Genomic DNA, 17,995 nt, shown 5'->3' with positions numbered 1-17,995 from the left:
GAGATCCACCCCGTTTACCGACCCCCTCAGGCGCAGGTCCATCCGCCGTCGACATAGAGTTCGATACCGGTGACGAACGTCGAGTCATCGCCAGCCAGAAAAGCCACGGCGGCAGCAACTTCTGAAGCCGTGCCAAGTCGGCCCATCGGCGTATTCGCAATCATCGCCCGGTGCCGCTCACTACCCTCGTAACGCCGCAGCAGTTGCTGGGTCTCGATAAATCCCGGATGCACCGAATTCACGCGCACACCCTTCGTGGCCCAGTGCAATGCGGCGTTCTTTGTCATCGTGCGGACCGCACCCTTGGCGGCCGCGTAGGCGAAGCTGTTACCCAATCCGCCGACCGTGCCGAGGATCGAGCAGATGTTGACGACCGAACCGCCGCCAGTGCTTTCGATATAGGCCCCGGCGTGTTTCATGCCGAGCCACGTTCCGGTCTGACTGACCTCGATGACTTTGTTGTACCGATCGATGTCTTCGTCGACGACGGAAGCCAAACTACCGATCGCACCGTTGTTCACCACAGCGTCGAGTCGGGAATACCGCTCGGTGACAGCCTCTATGACCCTCTGCCATTGCTCTTCGCGAGCGATGTCGAGTGCGAGAGCCTGATGGCGGTCGGGCTGATCCTGCTTCGCGACCACTTCGGCGCACGCGTCACCACTGATATCGGTCACGATCACCGAAGCACCCTCGGATGCAAGGCGGCCGACGATTTCGACGCCGATACCGCCGGTGGCTCCGGTAACCAGTACCACTTTCTCACGCAAACGAGTATTGCCCACCGACATCGTTTCAGCCTCACTTTCTGTCACAGCTTGCTCAGGACGTTACGCCCGCCGACCAGCATGGCGATGGCAACGCCGATCGTGGTCACCGCGGTCATCAGCAGCGCCATGGCGGCCACCATCGGATACGAACCGTTCTGCCACATGTCGAACAGCAGCGTTCCCATCACCTGAGTTGTGGAAGCGCGTACCAGGAGCGACGCGGCGAACTCGTGCGTGAGCAAGATGAACATCAGCGCGACGGCACTGAGAACCGTCGGACGCATGAGCGGCAACATGATTCGCAGCGTCGTGACGAAGGGGGATGCACCGCTGGTGGCCGAGGCCTCGTTGTATGTGTTTCCGAGTGCAAGCATGGCTGTCATCTGCATCCGTGTGGCGAACGGCAGCATCAGAACGATGTAGACGAGGATGATGACCGTGCGGGTGCCGTACAGGATGAACGGCGGTTCGGTGTAGGTCAGCAGGAAGCCGACGCCGAAGATCACTGCGGGGATGCCGAGCGGCAGGGCGGTCATCAGATCGGCCAGCAGCGCCAGGATCTTGAAGCGCCGCCCGCGGACCAGGAGGTTGGCCAGCGCGTACCCGATCGGAATGCAGATGATCACCGCTCCCAGAGAGGTAAGTACGCTGGTGACAACGGATTCGGTGATCGCACTAGTCGACCAGAGCTCCCGGAAGTTGTCCAGGGTCAGTAAACCCCACGACAGCGATCCGGACCAATACGGCGTCAGCGAGACGATGATCAGCCCGATCAGCGGAATGACCAGTGCGAACATCGAGAAGATCACCACGGTGGCCGTCGCCCAGGTAGCCCGGCCGGTGGACGAGGCAAATGCCTTGCCTCCGTGCGTGACAAACCGAGTCTGGTTGCCCAGCAGCACCTTCTGCACCAGGACGAGCACCAAACCGAAGATCACCAGTGGTGAACCGGCAGCTGCCGCGGCCGCGAAATCCGAAGGGGACTCGGACACTCGGCGGTACATCTCCGTGGTCAGGACCTTGACGCCCGAATTCTGGCCCAGCAGTAGCGGACCGGTGAACTGTCCCAGACCGAGTAGCAATGCGATTCCGCCGCCGTAGATGAGTGAAGGCCGCAGCAAGGGCAGCACGATCTTGAAGAAGATTCCGACCGTTGACGATCCGCTCACCTGAGCGGCTTCGAGGTGTTCCGAACTGATGTTCTGCATGCCGGAGCTGACGAACAAGTAGACGAACGACGTGAGGCCGAAACCTGTGAGGATCACGATCCACGGGATGGTGTACACGTCGATGGGTCCGGTGTCGGTCCCGCTCCACCAGGGGAGCTTGCGCAGGAGCACGTTGAGGTAGCCGGGACCGGGCGAGAGCAGGAATGCCCAGCCGACGATGTTTGCGACGGCGGGCATGACGATCGGGAGGATGGGGACGATGCGAAGCCATCCCAGTTTCTCCGGGAGTCGGCTGGCGGCGAACGCAAGTACGGTACCGAGGACCATCGCGATCACGAGCGAGCCGAGTGCCAGGGCGATCGTCGTCCAGATCGCCTCGGCCACATCGTAGCGGCCGTACTGCGTACGGTAACCCGCGCCGCCGTCCTCGAACGCCAGCATCTGCAGCCGAATCATCGGCAGCACTACGAGATACGCAAGAACGGCGATCAGAATCGCGTAGCCGATGCGGGCCTGCCACTGCCGTGAAATCGAGAACGACTTGACGGATCCGCCGGCCGTTGCGGTTGCGGTTGCGGTTGCGGTTGCCATCAGGATCGGTCTCCTACACCCGGTGCGACCAGTTCGGGGACGGTCACCGCAGCGGCGTCCGGATCGGCGTATACCCGCAGACTGGACGGAGAGAAGCTGATCACCATGGGCGTACCCGGATCACTGGCGCGCAGTGTGGCACTGTGTTCGGCGGCACTGGCACGCAATGCCAGTTGTTCGGTACCTGTCTTGACCAATACGTCGAAGTGTCGTCCGGCGTACTCGTATGTCACCAGTTCGGCGTGCAGTGCAACGTTTCCGGCCGGAACGTCGTCCATCGAGGCATGCATCTGCACGTCGTCCGGTCGGAACCGCGCCACCGCGGCGGTGCCCTCGTCAGCGCGGTCCCGCACGCTGGCGTTGCTGAGATCGATGACGTCGTTCGCGCTCGTGTTCCAACCGTCGTGGGCGCGGCGCAGCTCCAGTCGATTGCCCATGCCGATGAAAGCGGCGACATACTCGGACACCGGATTCTCGAACACGTGCTCCGGCGCGTCGTACTGTTCGATTCTGCCGGACTTCATGATTGCGATCCGGTCGGCAAGAGCGAAAGCCTCGGCCTGATCGTGCGTGACGAAAACTGCGGTAAAGCCCAGGCTTTGATGCAGCTGATGGATCTGGGAGCGCACCTGGTCGCGGAGCCGTGCATCCAAGTTGCTCAGGGGTTCGTCGAACAAGACCAGATCCGGTTGCGCAACGAGTCCACGGGCCACCGCAACTCGCTGTTGCTGCCCACCACTGAGCTGCGACGGGTACCGATCGAGCAGTGCGCCGCAATCGACCATCTCGGCAGCCTTCTCCACCGCACCGTCTGCGATGGCCTGTTTGAGCTTGCGGACCTTGAGCGGGTATCGGATGTTGTCCCGGACCGTCATGTGCGGCCAGAGCGCATACGACTGGAACACCATGCCGATGTTCCGCTTGTGTGCGGGGACATCGGTTTTGGTGGAGGCATCGAAAACGTGCCTACCGCCGAACGAGATCGAGCCGCCCTGAGGTGTTTCCAATCCCGCCAGGCACCGCAGCGTTGTGGTCTTGCCGCAACCGCTCGGACCGAGCAGGACAAGGAACTCACCCTGCTCGATTTCGAGATCGAGTTGATCGACCACCACGTTCGATCCGTAAGTCTTCGTGAGACCTGAAACTGCGAATTGTGATGCCATTTCTATACTTTCTCGTTCGAGATTTTGGGGGTACGAACACCGGCGGCCTGGCCACCGTCGACGAGGATGTCGGTTCCGGTTACGTAGCTGCTGTCGTCAGTGGCCAGGAAACGAATGACCCTCGCGACCTCGCTCGGCGCGCCACGGCGTTGCATCGGAATGCTGCGCACATACGCTTCGACGTCGTCGTTGGAGAAGTCCGATACCGACGTGATTTCGGTTTCGATGCTGCCGGGGCAGACGGAATTGACTCGGATACCGCGGTCGGCAAGCTCGAGTGCGGCCACCTTGGTCAGGGCTCGGACCCCGAATTTCGCTGCGCCGTAAGCACCCAACTCGGCGGTCGCGAGCACGCCACGCAATGATGCGAGATTGATGACGCACCCACCATCTGCCATTGACGCGGCTGCGGCCTTCAGCCCCAGGAATGTGCCAACAAGATTCAGGTCGATCATCCGACGAAACTGGTCGAGTGACGTATCTGCCAGAGTCGCCTTCATCGCAGCTCCGGCACTGTTGACCAGCACCGTCATGTCGTGGCCGGCCGCCGCCATCGCCGCTGTTGCGTCGGCCCAGTCAGTCTCGCTCGTCACGTCGAGATGGCGGTAATACGCGTTTGCGCCCAACGTCGCAGTGAACGCGCTTCCGGCGTCGTCGTTGACATCGGTAAGGTAAACGGTTGCGCCGTGCGCGGCGAACAGTTCGGCGCAGGCCCCGCCAATACCGCCGGATGCTCCCGTGACAAGAACATTCGTTCCCCGCATCGAATCCGTGAGGTGGTTCAAGGTCAGCCTTCCACTTGTTGATTGGCGCTTATGTTCTGCGGAGCCATGTTTCGGTGTTACTGGAAGAGCTTTTGCCACTGCTGGGAGTACTGCTCGACCTTTTCCGGTGTCAAGTCTTCGGGATTGGGCAGCGCGATGTCCTGAGCCCGGGCGACAGCCCCAGGAATATTCGGGAGTGCAGCAGCGTATCCGTCGTTGAGGGCGGTCTGACCTGCGACAGTTACCAGGAAGTTGGCCAACACCTGGGCGGCGTTCGGATGCGGCGCCGTGTTCAAAACGTGGGAGTACCAAGGGGTTCCCCACGGCTGCTGCGGCAGCACCCAGTCGACAGGCGCGCCTGAGTTCACTTCGGTCACCAGCGGCTGCACCGAGGGGCTGACGACGATCTCGCCGGACGTCAGGGCCTGGGCCACACCGAGCGCGCTCGGGTAGATGCGGGGTTGCAGCTCCGCAAGCTTGTTCCAGTAGTCCTCCCCGTATGTGTTCGCGAAGTGCCGGTACATGTCGACGTACGAAGCGATCCCCACAGGGTTGACGATGCCGATCTTGCCGCGGTAGGCCGGATTGAGGATGTCCTGCGGCGTCTTCAGTCCGTTCGGTACCGCATCGGTATTCCAGCCGAGCGCAAAGACGGCCGCGCTGGTGAGGAAGAACCGGTTGTCGAGCACGCTCGCCGCTGGATCGAATTCGGGGGCTTCGAGTGCGGGCCCGACCAATTCGGCGGAATAGGTACCGGACTTGGCGGCGTTCTGGATCCATGCCGAGTCGGTGAGCATGTGGACGTCGGCGGTACCCTTACCGATCTTGTGTTCGGTCTCGACCCGGGGATTGATATCCGGATCGGTACCGCGAACGTATTCCAATTCGATTTGCGGGTACTCAGCGTGGAATGCGACCTTGAGCGCATCGAGGTTGGCCGGCTTCTGGCTCGAATAGAGCATCACCTTGCCCTCTTCGTTCGCTGCAGCGACCACATCTTCCCAGCTGCCGTCGACGGCAGCAGACGCGGGTTCACTACTGCCACATCCCGAGATGCCGACCATGGCTGCGGCGGCGCTCAACGCCACCAGGGTGCGGACGAATGACTTCATGGCTTCCTTTCGGGCATGCCGTCGGACGTCGATGTATCGACATGTCGTGGGCACTCCAGTGAGAGATGTTCTCGCGTCGGCATTTCTGAAGCTGACCCTGCGCGGTGTGTCATCGCGCCTGGTCTCGGGCGGAGGCTGCCGAATCGAGAGCCACCCGCTTAAACTGAACTGATGTCAGTTCGAAGGTAGTGCCCATAGCTTGTGATGTCAATCACGAAGTTCACGGACGTGGAAATTGCTTCGAAGAAACAGGGCGATGGCTCGACACCGCCAACGGAACAAGTCAGCCGACGGCAGCGGAGGCTGCGGACAGACCGAACACCAGAGCCGAGGCGAGGCCACCGGCGTACGCCCGGTTCCACAATCCGCCGGTGTCGGAGCCTGCTGCAAACAGTCCGGGGATGGGCAGTCCGGCGGCGTCCAGAACTCGGGCTTGCGTGTCGATCCGAATCCCGTGAAACGGGAAGGTGACCGCGGGAACCGTTTCGATCACGTAGTAGGGCCCCTCGAGTAAGGGAGCGCGATCGAGTCTACGGCCTGGAACCAGTTCTGCACCCTGGGAGGCCGCCTCGTTGAACTTCCTGATCGCCGCAGCGATCGCCGCTCCGTCGTATCCCCATTCCTCCGGCAAAAATTCGAGTTCCTCGAGGTCCTCGGCGAGGCCGACCCTGCCACCACGCCTGCTGGCAAGTTCGAATTTGTCAACGGCCACAGCACCTTCGACATACGACGCGACCATCCAGTCGCGGTGCACGCGCGCGTCGGCAATCAGCAGGCCTCGGCCCTGCGGCTGTTCGAGAAGAGCCATCGTGGTGAGGTGATCGCCGAGCGTTTCGTCGACGAACCGTTCGTTGTCGAGACTGAAGAGAAGCGCATGCTCGCTGTAGTACAGCGACATGTCGACGAAGTCTGCGGGATCGGCAAGTTCAACACCGCTCGGAATCAGATGCCCGTAGAAGCCGGCATCCTCGACGCCGGTCGACGCGCCGACCTCGATCGCGAGGCGGTAACCTTCGCCGCAACTGTGTGGGTTCGAACGCAAGGCCATCCGGCCTGCGTCCGGGTGGACGTGCTGAGCGAGCAATTCCTTGTTGCCTTGGAATCCGCCGGTTGCCAGGAGGATCTGGCCGGCCCGAATCTCGCGCGCGGGCTCGGCACCCGTACGTACCACGGCGCCGCGGACGGCACCGTCCTCGAACAGGAGCCCTTCGGTCGCGGTATCGAGCACGACCGATCCGCCGGCGTCAAGAACGATTCGCTTGCAGGTGTCGACGTAGTGATTGGTGTCGAATCTGTGCCCGCGACCGAAGCTCAGAATGGGCTGCGCCGCGTCGACGTCAATGCCAATCGAGCGGATCCACTCGACACCGACATCAAAGCTGTCGACGAGGTGGCGCTTGAGAGCTTCGTCGCCCCTCGGGTTCTGTTCGGCCATGACGTCGTGATTCGGTGCGCTCCAGGCGTATCCAGCGAATCGCGCCGAACCTCCGACGTCGGCGCTGATCTCGATCAAGCACACTCGCCTGCCTGCTGCGGAAGCTTTTGCCCCAGCAGTCAATCCGGCCATTCCAGCCCCGATTACCAGCAGATCGTATTCATTGCTACTCAAATTGACTCCAATTGTCCGGCGCCGGTGAGCGCCTCCCATTCAAATTGAACTGACCTCAATTTGATTACAGTAGAAGCGCAGCGAGGAGAGAGTCAATCGATGTCACTCCCGACATGACGGTTGCATTGTGGGCTGAGTCACTCTAATATGAACTGAATTAGGTTTGATTTTGTTTCGGCAGGTACCAGAAACGGAGCAGCTCGCATGATCCCTCAGGTTTTCAGAACCACCGTGGCACTCGCCGCGGTGGCGCTCGCGTTGACGGCGTGTAGCAACGCTCCCGCTGCCCCGTCAGAGCCGGTTTCAGGTTCGTGGGACGACGTCGTTGCTGCGGCCAACAACGAGGGAAAGGTCACGATTTACTCGACCCAGGCGGCGCCCCGACTCGCAGCCCTGGAAACTGCCTTCGAAAAGGCCTACCCCGCAATCGATCTCGAGGTCGTCCGCGGAGTCGATTCGGATCTGCTTTCCAAGATCGATGCCGAAAGCAAGTCCGGCAAGGGAATCGGAGACCTCGCGGTGATCACCGACGTGTCGTGGATGAATACTGTCAAGGATACAGGCAAGGCGACCAAGCCGATCGGGCCGAGTTTCGACAACCCGGACTATCGCCGGGATACAAGCATCGTCTCGGACAAGTACTTCCTCGAAGGGGCAGTGATCCTGGGATTCGGCTGGAACACCGACCAGCTGCCCGGCGGTGTCTCTTCCCCGGCAGATCTTCTCGCTCCTGTGCTCAAGGGCAAGGTCGGAATCGTCAGTCCGTCAACGTCACCGACATACCTGGACTTCTACTCCCACATCGAGAAGTACTACGGCGGCAGGGAGTATCTGGAGAAGCTTGCCGACCAGAACCCACGCATCTATCCGAGCAATCAGCCGCTCGCTCAGGCACTCGCTTCCGGTGAGATCGCCGCCGGCTTGATGGCCGATCCGATGTTGGCATCCAAGGACTCCGGGGCACCGGTTGAATGGTCTGCCGGAGAACATATCTGGGGAGCGCGCTGGTACGGTCTGACTCTCGGCTCGTCACCGCATCCCAATGCCGCGCAGGTATTGGCCGACTTCATGGTCACCCGACCCGGCCAGGAGGCCACGTCGGTCGGTTACAGCTCGGTGTTGCCCGACATCGAAGGTTCGATCGCGAATGCTCAAGAGGTTCCTGATCAGAACACCGAGGTGACCACGGGTGACGGCGCCGCGCGTTACCGCGACGACCTCGAAGCCCTGTTCAACTGAACTGCTTGACAACCGTTCCACGTGCACGTGTTCTACTCGTAATACCCGCGGCCGCCAAGCGAGCGGATCGACGGGACTGAAAGGTGTATTCGATGTCTGATCGGCAGTTCGAGGGCCAGGTCGCAGTGGTAACCGGAGCAGGTTCCGGAATCGGCGCTGCCACAGCGCGTCTGCTCGCTGACCGGGGCGCCGTGGCGGTGTATCTGTGCGACGTCAACGAAGCTGCGGTAACCGAGGTAGCAGCGTCTGTGGTCGGTGGCCAGGCCATCGGTTTGGATGTCGGCAATTCGGCGCAGGTGACCCAGGCTTTCACGAGAGTGATCGCCGAGCAGGGGCGGGTTGACATCGTCGTCCATGCCGCCGGCGTCGACGACCCGAAGAGTAAACAGCGCATCTACGAGGCAGCTGAGCGTAATGAACCGGTTGACGTTCTCACTCACCTCGAGGACGAAGATTGGCGACGGGTCATGTCGATCAACCTCGACGGTACGTTCTTCATACTCCGCGAAGCAGTCCGGGCGATGAAACCAGCCCGCAGCGGCGCCATCGTGACGGTCGGCTCGTCCTCGGCGTTCGACACGCTTGTTGGCTACCCACACTACTCAGCTTCGAAGGCCGGAGTTCATGCGGTAAGCCAGGCTGTAGCTAAAGAGGTTGCGCCCTTTGGCATCCGGGTTAACACGATCGCTCCGGGACCAGTCGACACAGGAATGGCCAGTCGCACTCCGACCAACCTTCGCGCTGCGATGACACAGGACGGATTCCGCGGTTACGCAACCGCCGAGGAATTGGCAGATAACATCCTGTACCTGGCGTCGCCGGGTGCCGCCAACGTCGTCGGGGCCGTACTACTGAGCAACGGTGGTAGATTCACCGTCTGATCGGGGTCAGTTCCGTAGAAATGCCCGGTTTTGCACGTCTTCCGAAGACGTGCAAAACCGGGCATCGTGCTTTGTCAAAATAGCTTCGGCTCGACAAGTAATCGGGTTTGCGGCGCTAAGACAAGATATTCGGCCAATTTCGTCCGCACCCGATTCTCCGGAACGGTCAGTCGCTCGGTCTCCTGAGCGAGGTACTCAGACCAATCACGGAACGTGCAGTGTTCAACGTAGATGTCGGGCTCGTTTGCCGATCGCGACACGCTCCAGCGCAGTGCACCAAGACGCCGCCGGGAGAGTTTGAGTTCGTGCACGTTGTCGAGAAATTCTTCCGTGCGGCCCGGGAGCACGTGATAGGTGGTCTCGACGATCACGCGCAGACCGGAGTATTCGGCATTAGGGGCCAAGGGATCCGGTGCCCCGGTCAGTTCGGGGGCAATCGCCTCACTCGGCATGATCCCGCGGCGAACTGTCTCGAACACCGAGACGAACATCAACAGTGCGGCCAGTAGCACGGCGGGAACGAGGCCGAGCGAGTCGGCAAGGACGCCCCACAACAGGGCGCCGATCGCCTGGCTCCCCTGAAACATCAACATGACGAAGGCGATAACACGCGCCTTGATCCATCGGGGAACCACGGCATGAGCGGCGATCATCCAGGTGCTCTGAACCCCGACCCACCCGGCGCCAACCACTACAAGAACGGCAAACATCGCGCTGAACCACGGGATCACGACCAAACCGATCAGGACAAGCGCATATGCACCCGAGCCTAGCGCCACGAAGTGATTCCAACTCATCCGCGCGCGCAGCGGCATCAGCAGGATCGTACCGAGCACGGCGCCGATTCCGATTGCGCCGGAGAGGATTCCGAAGCCGAACGTACTCACCTGCAACCGATCATGCGCGACCAGCGGCAGAAGCCCCCACAGACAACTCGCCGGGATCCCGAACATGGTCAGTCGCAGCAGCAATCGCCTGGTCCAGCGGGAATGGCGAATGAAGCGCACGCTTCCTGCCACCGCCTGGCCTATCGAATTGTGCACTTCGACCCGCCCGGTCGATGCGGGTACCGTCCGTGCCGAGACGAAGACGCAGACGGCGAACAGAGCGGCAGTCAAGGCGAAAGCCGAAGTCGATCCCCAGCCGGCGAGAACGGCACCACCGATAACCGGCCCGACTGCGCGAGCGCCATTGAAGACGGCGCCGTCGATCGCAGGAACCACCGCCATCATCTCGCGGCTGACTATGTTGGGCAGCAACGCCTGCCAGACGATAGCGACGGACGCCAGACCTGCGCCGGCGACGAAGACCGCGAGCATCAAAATCGGAGTTTTCGCCAAGCCCAACTGCTGCAGTACCGCCAGCAGGATCGTCGACCCAGTCAACACCATTGCGGTTCCGACGAGCAGTAGGCGATGGCTGACGAACTCGGCCATCGCGCCGATCGGCAACGCCAACAGGAAGAACGGCAAGCTGGCGGCGAACTGAACCATCGACACCGTCGTCGCAGACTCCCCGGTTTCGGTGAATGTCCACTGCACTGCAAGTACCAGAATCCATACTCCGACGCTTGCGCACAGTTGGAAGCCAAGCATCATGCGGAGTCGCCTGATGCGCAGTGGCGCAAAGATGCTCACTGGCCGATCGCTATCCATAGCGTTCCTCTCGATCAACAAATGCTAGACTGAACTTAATTCAGTTTAGAATCAACTGGGAAAGTTTTCGCAATATTTGCCTTGCACTGCGTTCCCTTGCCGGTCCGTACAAGATCCCAGCTATCCGGAAAGGATCATCGCCATTCACAATCGAGTTGTGTGCCTGACCACACGTCCGTCCGGCCCTCTAGCGCCGGAACATTTCACGATCGTCGATGCCGACGTGCCTACCTTGTCGCGGGGTGAGGTTCTGATCCGAAACACTTGGCTTTCGATAGATCCGTCGATCCGACTGCGGCTCAGCGCCACAACGCCTTCGGGGTATCTACGACCCCTGGCTCCCGGAGATCCACTGGTCGGCCTGGCTATCGGCACTGTCGTCGAATCTCGAAGTCCGGGATTCAGTGCTGGCGAGATGGTCTCTCACATGTTCGGATATCGCAGTTACGCGGTGGTTACCGCAGACGGTGAAACGCTCGGTGGTACAGGCGGGCTAACGAAGATTACTCCGGGCAACTTTCCCCCTCAGTGGTACCTTGGGCCACTAGGCAGTGCCGGCTTGACCGCCTACGTAGGGCTTTTCGAGGTCCTCGAGCTCAAAAACGATGATGTACTTTGGGTTTCAGCAGCAGCCGGCGCCGTCGGAAGCATTGCGGTGCAATTGGCAGTGCTGCGAGGCAACACGGTTGTCGCATCCGCAGGCGGCCCGGAGAAGGTCGAATACCTCCGGCGTGTATTAGGCGTCTCCCATGCAATCGATTACCGTGCCGGCGATTTGAAGACGCAACTGACCAAAGCCGTCCCGGGCGGTATCGACGCCTACTTCGACAACGTCGGTGGCGATCATCTGGGCGCAGCCCTCGATCACCTCCGGCCAGGCGGCCGCATCGCGATGTGTGGGGCCGTCTCGACCTACGACACATCTTCCCCCGCGCCCGGGCCAACGAATCTCTTCCAGATCACCGCAAAGAGCCTGCGAGTGAGAGGGTTTCGCGCAGGGGCATATGACGAGTTGTATGCGGACGTACGTTCGGAGGTCGGCGGTTACCTCGCCAAAGGCATGATGACGTACCAGGAGACAGTATTCGATGGGCTCGACCTAGCACCCACCGCGCTCGTCGGAATGCTCAATGGCAACAACACCGGAAAGACTCTGTGCCGACTGTAGGGAGCTCTGCTCCCACATTGGCATAGTACGCCGGTGCCGGTACGAGTCCTCCGCAATTCTGGATTTGAGAGTCTGGCCTCCGAAACTACTTCGACGGTTCCACCTCCCACCGGACGTGAGTCACCAACGGTTCCAAGCTCAGCCGGCTGACGGCGGATTCCAGGAGTCCGTCGTCACGCTCCGCTGCGGCCAATTCCGCGACCACTCGTACGCGGTCGCTGTCCGGGATGTCGAAGGACTGCACTGACCGGAGCTGGAACTCCGGCCTCGAAATGGACTGCACGGTAAGCCCTCTGATGTGAGCTTCGGCGTCACCGTGGCAGGTCACCTCGAAGGTGTAGTCAGCCGGCGGTTCCTCGCGTCCGGTGCGGGCAGGCTGGTGATCCATCATCCGGCCCAACGGCCTCAACAACGTATTCGCCAACATGATTGCACCGGCACCGAACACCGCCACCCAGTACATTCCGCCGCCCGCCAGCGCGCCGACGGCGGCCGTGGCCCACAAGGTTGCGGCGGTGTTCAGGCCGGTGACGGAGGCTCCCTGCTTCATGATCACCCCGGCACCGAGGAAGCCGATCCCCGAGACGATCTGCGCTGCGACGCGCGTCGGATCAGCGTCCGGCCCCTGAAACCCGTACGCGCCCATGATGACGAAGAGCGTCGCACCCAAGCTCACCAACGCGTTGGTTCGCAGACCCGCCATCCTTGCGCGCCATTGCCTTTCGATCCCGACGGCAGCGCCGAGGACGAGCCCGAGCGCTATCCGCACAAGGATGACGTGGATTTCCACGGTGAACTCCTAGAGCCAGGTCGCGAATCGACGAATGAACATTCCCTTGGCCACCTGCGTGACGACGCAGTATGCCCCGAGGGTGAGGACCAGCCACGGGAAGTAGTTCCACGGCAGTGAAACCAACCCGAGGGAATGACCCCAGGACGTGAACGGGAACACCAGCGCGAAGACGCAGGCAGCGCCCGTGCTGAGCAGTACCGGCAGCGATGCACGCGACTGGATGAACGGGATCTTGCGGGTGCGGATCATGTGAACGATCAGCGTCTGCGAGATCAATGACTCGATGAACCAACCCGATTGGAACAGCGCTGCATGCTCGGGAGAGTTGGCGGCGAACACGAACCACATCAGCGCGAACGTCGAGATATCGAAGATCGAACTGATCGGGCCGATGAACACCATGAACCGGCGAAGGCTCTTGGTCTCCCACTTGCGGGGCTTCGCGAGGAAGTCGTCGTCGACACGGTCCCACGGGATCGTGAGCATCGAGAGATCGTAGATCAGGTTCTGCAACAACAGAACTACGGGAATCATGGGGATGAACGGCAGCAGGGCACTGGCGACGAGCACCGAGAAGACGTTCCCGAAGTTCGACGACGCAGTCATCTTGATGTACTTCTGGATGTTTCCGAAGGTACGACGCCCTTCGATGACTCCTTGTTCGAGTACACCGAGGTCCTTCTCCAGCAAGATGATGTCCGCGGATTCGCGGGCGATGTCCGCCGCTGTGTCAACGGAGATGCCGACGTCCGCAGCCCGCAGTGCGGGTGCGTCGTTGACACCATCACCGAGGAAACCAACCGTGTGGCCGACCCGGCGCAGCGATTCGACAATGCGTGCCTTCTGCATCGGATCCGTCTTCGCGAATACGGTTGTCCGCTGCACCAACTCGTCGAGGGCGTCGTCGCTCAACGCTTCGATCTCGGCGCCGGATACAACAGTTCCCACGTCGATACCGACTTTGCCGCAGACGGTTTCGGCGACCAGTTCGTTGTCACCCGTCACTACCTTGACCGCGACTCCGTGGCTCGCGAGGGCTTCGATCGCCCCGGCCGCAGATTCCTTCGGCGGGTCGAGGAAGGCCAGCAGTCCAACCAGGGTCATGCCCTCTTCGTCGGCCGTCGAGTACTCGCGGCGCCGCTCTTCGACGACTGTCTTGGTTGCCACCGCAAGCACTCGCTTACCTTGACCGTTCAGCTCCGCGACCAGACGGTCGACTCGGGCCAGCCATCCCGGTGTCAATTGGTGGGTCACCCCGTCCAGTTCCACCGATTCACAGACCGAAAGGAGCTCTTCCACTGCACCTTTGGTTACGATCAGATCGGCGTCTCCGTGGTCGACCACCACGGAGAGTCGACGGCGCTTGAAGTCGAAGGGAATCTCGTCCACCAACCCGTGGCGACGCGAGATCTCCTCGACCACTTCGGGACCGGCGGCCTCGATCACCGCGTCGTCGAGAAGACTGCGCAATCCGGTCTGATTCACGGAATTGACCGCCGCTAGCCGCAATACGTCCTCGGACTTACGTCCGGCAGTATCGAGATGCTCACCGAGAACGATGCGGTCCTCGGTGAGAGTTCCGGTCTTGTCCGTGCACAGAACGTCCATGGCACCGAAGTTCTGAATCGCGTTGATCTGCTTGACGATCACCTTCTTGCGCGACATGTGGAGCGCACCCTTGGCCAGGTTCGCCGTCACGATGAGCGGCAACATTTCCGGAGTCAACCCCACCGCGGTGGCGACGCCGAAGAGTAGTGCTTGGCTCCAGTCCTTGGTCAGTCCGTTGATGATGAACACCGCGGGAACCATGATCAGCATGAACTTGATCAGCAGATAGCTGACACTGCGCACCCCGACGTCGAAGCTGGTTTCGGGTCGCTTGGACGCCAATTGTGCTGTCATGGCACCGAAGTAAGTCCGCTTGCCGGTGTGTACCGCAACGGCGGTGCCACTGCCCGACACGACGGAAGTACCCATGAACCCGATGTTCTCGGCTTCGAGCAGGCGATCGACGTCGATCCCCGACGACGGGTCCGCCGACTTCTCGGCCGGCATCGATTCACCGCTGAGCATTGACTGATTGACCTGTAGATCCTTGGCCCGGATGATGCGGACATCGGCCGGGATCATGTCGCCGGCGGCAAGCTGGACTACATCCCCCGGCAGTAACTGCTCGATCGGAATCTCAGCCGTGACCACGGTGTTGTTGATCTTGCGGGTGGCCGCGACGGTCGTCGTAACCATCGCCTTGAGCGCCTCGGCGGCGCGACTCGAACGGTATTCCTGCCAGAACCTCAGTGAGACACTGACAAAGATCATCAACCCGAGAGTGATGATGCCCTCGTAGGAAGGACCGTCCTCGGGGTCCGCCCAGACCACGTCGGTCCCGACCATGATCAGGGCGAGGAACACCAGGATCAGGATGAACGGGTTCTTGAAGGCCCCCGCGAACTGCACGATTGCCGGCGCCGGGCGGTCGTGGCGGACATCGTTGCGCCCGTATCGCCGACGAAGATCGTCGATCTGATCGTCACGAAGGCCGTTGGCCGTCGTAGTCAGATCTGCGAGAACGGTGCGCGTGTCCGAGGCCGAGTAGTCGACCAATTCCTGTGCGCTTTCTTTTGCCAGGACCGTTGAAGGTGTTTGTTGTGCACTGTTTCTCGTGGGCCGTGGCCGCAATGCGAGAACGGAAAATGACATGACGAATCTCCTCGGCTGCCCGAACACGCCGGACCATGCCAGTGCATGAGGGCAGCAGAATGCGCTGAGCGACAATGGAAGTCGTCAGCGGTCGCGGCAAAGCCGCGCAGATGAAGCCGAGGATGCAAAGAGTCAGTGACTGAAGAGCAAAAGACCGGGGTGAGCATCGTCGGCAAGAACAGAAGGATGGGTCGAATATCGACTCGGCGGGTCGTCCACGATGGTCACCTCCTGAAAGTTCGGGGCGTCCGATGACGCCACACAAGTACATGCGCACAGCACACGCCAGGAGAACCGAATATCGACGTACTCTCGCCTTCGCCGGAAGAAACCGGCATCAAGCTGCGAAAACACCTCCACGTCCGAGTTTTGGCACTGCACGACGTGTCCCGATCAAGAACGGGAAGCCACTTTGGATCACCCCTTAAGCCGGGGAGATCTGTCCTAACCTTGGGCGTCTCTCGACGTCGTGAGATCAGTGGCCTGTGTTCGTGCAGAAGCCTCACCTAACGAGGTACTGCACCCAGAGGGTAGTTCTCAAATCTGTTGCCTGTCAACCGAGCAACTCAGACGGCGGGCAATCCTGCCCGTGCGACGGCGCCGGCGAAGAGTGCCGTCACGGCGGCACCCATCACGCTCTGATCAACTTCTTCCGGATCCACGGAGTGTTCGAGAACGAGCCCGGATATCAAGGCCATCAACGAGATTGCAGTGGTCCGCACATCGAAGGAATCATCCACTCCCCATTCTCGGGCACGTTCGCCGATCAACTCCACGAGTTGACTGCGCAAGTGGCGACGCTCACGTAAGTACGCCTGTGCGATCTGCGGATCACGTCCGGCGAGCACTCCGAATTCGAGGACGAGCAGTGACCACCCCGGGTCGTCGACCATCCACGTGGCAATGGCCTCGCCACCTTTGCCCGCCGCGTCGGCCGGGTTCATCCCGGCGATCTCGGCAAGCACCCGGCCGGCCAGTTGGAGAGACCGTTGCGCGAACAGTTCGGCGAACAGATCTTGTTTCGACTCGAAGTTGGAGTAGACAGCCCCCTTGGTGAAGCCCGCTCGGCGAGCAACTTCAGTGAGACGTGCGGCACTGAATCCGCGCTCCGCAAACTCTTCCGCCGCAGCGTCGAGCAGTCTTTGCCGCACCACGTCACGTCCGGGGCGGGTTACCGGCGTCCAGTCCGGTTGACGAGATTCAGTCACGATACCTAGAGTATTCAATACCTCGGGTATTGACAAGCTCTTTACTTTCGACAAGATCAGGACTCTTTCGTGACCACTACGCATCCGGCACACGCCGCACCAGACAACAGCTCCACCCACGACGAACACCACCACGACAACCTGCTGGTGAAATACGGCGCACCCAAGGTGATGGCTGCGCTGTTCGTCGGCGTGCTCCTGCTGCAGATGGGCTTCATCCTCAGCTACGTCGCCGCCTTCCATCAGCCGACTCCGCGAGACATCGAAATCGCGGTCATCGCCGATCAGGGCACACCGGACGGCATGGATCAGCAGATCGCCGACAAACTCAATGCCATCGACGGCAGCCCGCTCGACGCTCAGGTGGTCGACAGCACGGCGACCGCTCGCCGCATGATCAACGACCGAGAGATCCAGGGCGCGTTTGTCATCAACCCGGCCGGGCCGGACACCCTGATCACCGCGAGCGCGGGCGGCAGCTCCATCGCGACGTCACTCGAAGCGGTGTTCACGAAGGTCGAGGCGACACAGGACCGACAGTTCGTCGTCCGCGACGAGATCCCCGTCGGAGCCCACGACAACCGCGGCCTCTCCGGCTTCTACCTCTCGGTCGGCTGGGTCGTCGGCGGCTATCTCCTCGCGGCAGCCATCGGACTGTTCATCGGTGCGCCGAAGACTCTCCGCCAGGCAAGCGCACACACGGGCGTGATCGCGATCTACTCGATCATCTCGGGAGCTCTCGGCGCCCTCATTACCTCACACGTACTCGGAACTTTCGCGGGCCACTGGTTCCCGCTGTGGATCCTGGGAACAGCCGTGGTGTTCGGCACCGCCATGTTCACACTCGGATTGCGCGCCGCCATCGGCGTTCTGGCAGTCCCGCTGGCTATCGCCGTCTTCGTGATCCTCGGCAATCCCAGTGCGGGAGGCGCATTCGGCTCCAACGTGATTCCCTCGTTCTACGCCGCCATCGGCCGGTGGATCACACCCGGCGCCGGCACCGAAGGCGTCCGGAGCATCGTCTACTTCAACAACGTCGGCGTCGGCCAGCCTGCTCTGACGCTGTTCCTGTACGCGCTGATCGGTGCGGTCATGCTGTTCGGCTTCACGATCCGTCGTAACCGAAAGTCCACCGACACGACGCCGACTCCAGCTGTGGCGAACGCCGACTAG

The 17,995-nt window shown here is 61.3% G+C and carries 14 protein-coding genes, 1 pseudogene and 1 riboswitch; of the genes and pseudogenes, 5 read left to right on the top strand and 10 right to left on the bottom strand.

Going from position 1 to position 17,995, the window contains the following annotated elements; genetic code table 11:
- Window positions 1-26: 26 nt before the first annotated feature.
- The 6 genes from GN300_RS14050 to GN300_RS14025 all read right to left on the bottom strand — a co-directional run bounded on the left by GN300_RS14050 (window position 27) and on the right by GN300_RS14025 (window position 7,178).
- The gene (locus tag GN300_RS14050; RefSeq protein ID WP_031331685.1) at window positions 27-791 is read right to left on the bottom strand and encodes an SDR family NAD(P)-dependent oxidoreductase; all 765 of its coding nucleotides are present in this window, start codon (window positions 789-791) and stop codon (window positions 27-29) included.
- Between the two features lie 20 nt (window positions 792-811).
- Window positions 812-2,530, bottom strand: a complete 1,719-nt coding sequence (locus GN300_RS14045; RefSeq protein ID WP_063315092.1) for an iron ABC transporter permease — start codon at window positions 2,528-2,530, stop codon at window positions 812-814.
- Window positions 2,530-3,693 carry an ABC transporter ATP-binding protein gene (locus GN300_RS14040; RefSeq protein ID WP_021333762.1) on the bottom strand — a complete coding sequence of 388 codons (1,164 nt, stop codon included), beginning with the start codon at window positions 3,691-3,693 and terminating at the stop codon, window positions 2,530-2,532. The genes GN300_RS14045 and GN300_RS14040 overlap by 1 nt, the downstream gene beginning before the upstream one ends.
- Window positions 3,694-3,695: 2 nt before the next feature.
- Window positions 3,696-4,457, bottom strand: a complete 762-nt coding sequence (locus GN300_RS14035) for an SDR family NAD(P)-dependent oxidoreductase (RefSeq protein WP_021333761.1) — start codon at window positions 4,455-4,457, stop codon at window positions 3,696-3,698.
- Between the two features lie 77 nt (window positions 4,458-4,534).
- Window positions 4,535-5,569, bottom strand: coding sequence for an ABC transporter substrate-binding protein (locus tag GN300_RS14030; protein WP_021333760.1), 1,035 nt, complete (start codon window positions 5,567-5,569; stop codon window positions 4,535-4,537).
- 283 nt (window positions 5,570-5,852) lie between these two features.
- The gene (locus GN300_RS14025; protein WP_172403421.1) at window positions 5,853-7,178 is read right to left on the bottom strand and encodes an FAD-binding protein; all 1,326 of its coding nucleotides are present in this window, start codon (window positions 7,176-7,178) and stop codon (window positions 5,853-5,855) included.
- 204 nt (window positions 7,179-7,382) lie between these two features.
- Between GN300_RS14025 and GN300_RS14020 the strand changes: the two genes are divergently transcribed.
- Both GN300_RS14020 and GN300_RS14015 read left to right on the top strand, forming a co-directional pair.
- Window positions 7,383-8,417, top strand: coding sequence for an ABC transporter substrate-binding protein (locus GN300_RS14020; RefSeq protein WP_063315093.1), 1,035 nt, complete (start codon window positions 7,383-7,385; stop codon window positions 8,415-8,417).
- Between the two features lie 92 nt (window positions 8,418-8,509).
- The gene (locus GN300_RS14015) at window positions 8,510-9,298 is read left to right on the top strand and encodes an SDR family NAD(P)-dependent oxidoreductase (RefSeq protein WP_021333757.1); all 789 of its coding nucleotides are present in this window, start codon (window positions 8,510-8,512) and stop codon (window positions 9,296-9,298) included.
- A 74-nt stretch (window positions 9,299-9,372) separates the two neighbouring features.
- Here GN300_RS14015 and GN300_RS14010 read toward each other — a convergent pair whose 3' ends face one another.
- Window positions 9,373-10,935: an MFS transporter gene (locus tag GN300_RS14010; protein WP_063315094.1), complete on the bottom strand. Its 1,563-nt coding sequence runs from the start codon at window positions 10,933-10,935 to the stop codon at window positions 9,373-9,375.
- Between the two features lie 175 nt (window positions 10,936-11,110).
- Between GN300_RS14010 and GN300_RS14005 the strand changes: the two are divergent.
- Together GN300_RS14005 and GN300_RS14000 are read left to right on the top strand one after the other, a co-directional pair.
- A pseudogene (locus GN300_RS14005) lies at window positions 11,111-11,407 on the top strand (NADP-dependent oxidoreductase); the annotation flags it as partial.
- Between the two features lie 105 nt (window positions 11,408-11,512).
- Window positions 11,513-12,121, top strand: coding sequence for an NADP-dependent oxidoreductase (locus GN300_RS14000; RefSeq protein ID WP_233405705.1), 609 nt, complete (start codon window positions 11,513-11,515; stop codon window positions 12,119-12,121).
- 85 nt (window positions 12,122-12,206) lie between these two features.
- Here GN300_RS14000 and GN300_RS13995 read toward each other — a convergent pair whose 3' ends face one another.
- The 3 genes from GN300_RS13995 to GN300_RS13985 all read right to left on the bottom strand — a co-directional run bounded on the left by GN300_RS13995 (window position 12,207) and on the right by GN300_RS13985 (window position 16,765).
- On the bottom strand, window positions 12,207-12,911 hold the full coding sequence (locus GN300_RS13995; protein WP_003941187.1) for an MgtC/SapB family protein: 705 nt from the start codon (window positions 12,909-12,911) through the stop codon (window positions 12,207-12,209).
- A 9-nt stretch (window positions 12,912-12,920) separates the two neighbouring features.
- On the bottom strand, window positions 12,921-15,614 hold the full coding sequence (gene mgtA, locus GN300_RS13990) for a magnesium-translocating P-type ATPase (RefSeq protein ID WP_063315095.1): 2,694 nt from the start codon (window positions 15,612-15,614) through the stop codon (window positions 12,921-12,923).
- A 347-nt stretch (window positions 15,615-15,961) separates the two neighbouring features.
- A riboswitch (M-box (ykoK) riboswitch) is annotated at window positions 15,962-16,135 on the bottom strand.
- A 45-nt stretch (window positions 16,136-16,180) separates the two neighbouring features.
- Window positions 16,181-16,765, bottom strand: a complete 585-nt coding sequence (locus GN300_RS13985; protein ID WP_063315172.1) for a TetR/AcrR family transcriptional regulator — start codon at window positions 16,763-16,765, stop codon at window positions 16,181-16,183.
- Between the two features lie 126 nt (window positions 16,766-16,891).
- Here GN300_RS13985 and GN300_RS13980 point away from each other — a divergent pair, with 126 nt between their 5' ends.
- Window positions 16,892-17,995, top strand: a complete 1,104-nt coding sequence (locus GN300_RS13980) for a membrane protein (protein ID WP_003941129.1) — start codon at window positions 16,892-16,894, stop codon at window positions 17,993-17,995.

This window comes from Rhodococcus sp. Ni2 (genome assembly GCF_021352185.1).
Classification (GTDB): Bacteria; Actinomycetota; Actinomycetes; order Mycobacteriales; family Mycobacteriaceae; genus Rhodococcus_F; species Rhodococcus_F qingshengii.
This window is presented reverse-complemented; position numbering and strand designations above follow the sequence as displayed.

Coding starts and splice junctions, on each gene's coding strand:
- GN300_RS14050 (WP_031331685.1), bottom strand. CDS start 791: ATGTCGGTGGGCAATACTCGTTTGCGTGAGAAAGTGGTACTGGTTACC.
- GN300_RS14045 (WP_063315092.1), bottom strand. CDS start 2,530: ATGGCAACCGCAACCGCAACCGCAACCGCAACGGCCGGCGGATCCGTC.
- GN300_RS14040 (WP_021333762.1), bottom strand. CDS start 3,693: ATGGCATCACAATTCGCAGTTTCAGGTCTCACGAAGACTTACGGATCG.
- GN300_RS14035 (WP_021333761.1), bottom strand. CDS start 4,457: ATGCGGGGAACGAATGTTCTTGTCACGGGAGCATCCGGCGGTATTGGC.
- GN300_RS14030 (WP_021333760.1), bottom strand. CDS start 5,569: ATGAAGTCATTCGTCCGCACCCTGGTGGCGTTGAGCGCCGCCGCAGCC.
- GN300_RS14020 (WP_063315093.1), top strand. CDS start 7,383: ATGATCCCTCAGGTTTTCAGAACCACCGTGGCACTCGCCGCGGTGGCG.
- GN300_RS14015 (WP_021333757.1), top strand. CDS start 8,510: ATGTCTGATCGGCAGTTCGAGGGCCAGGTCGCAGTGGTAACCGGAGCA.
- mgtA (WP_063315095.1), bottom strand. CDS start 15,614: ATGTCATTTTCCGTTCTCGCATTGCGGCCACGGCCCACGAGAAACAGT.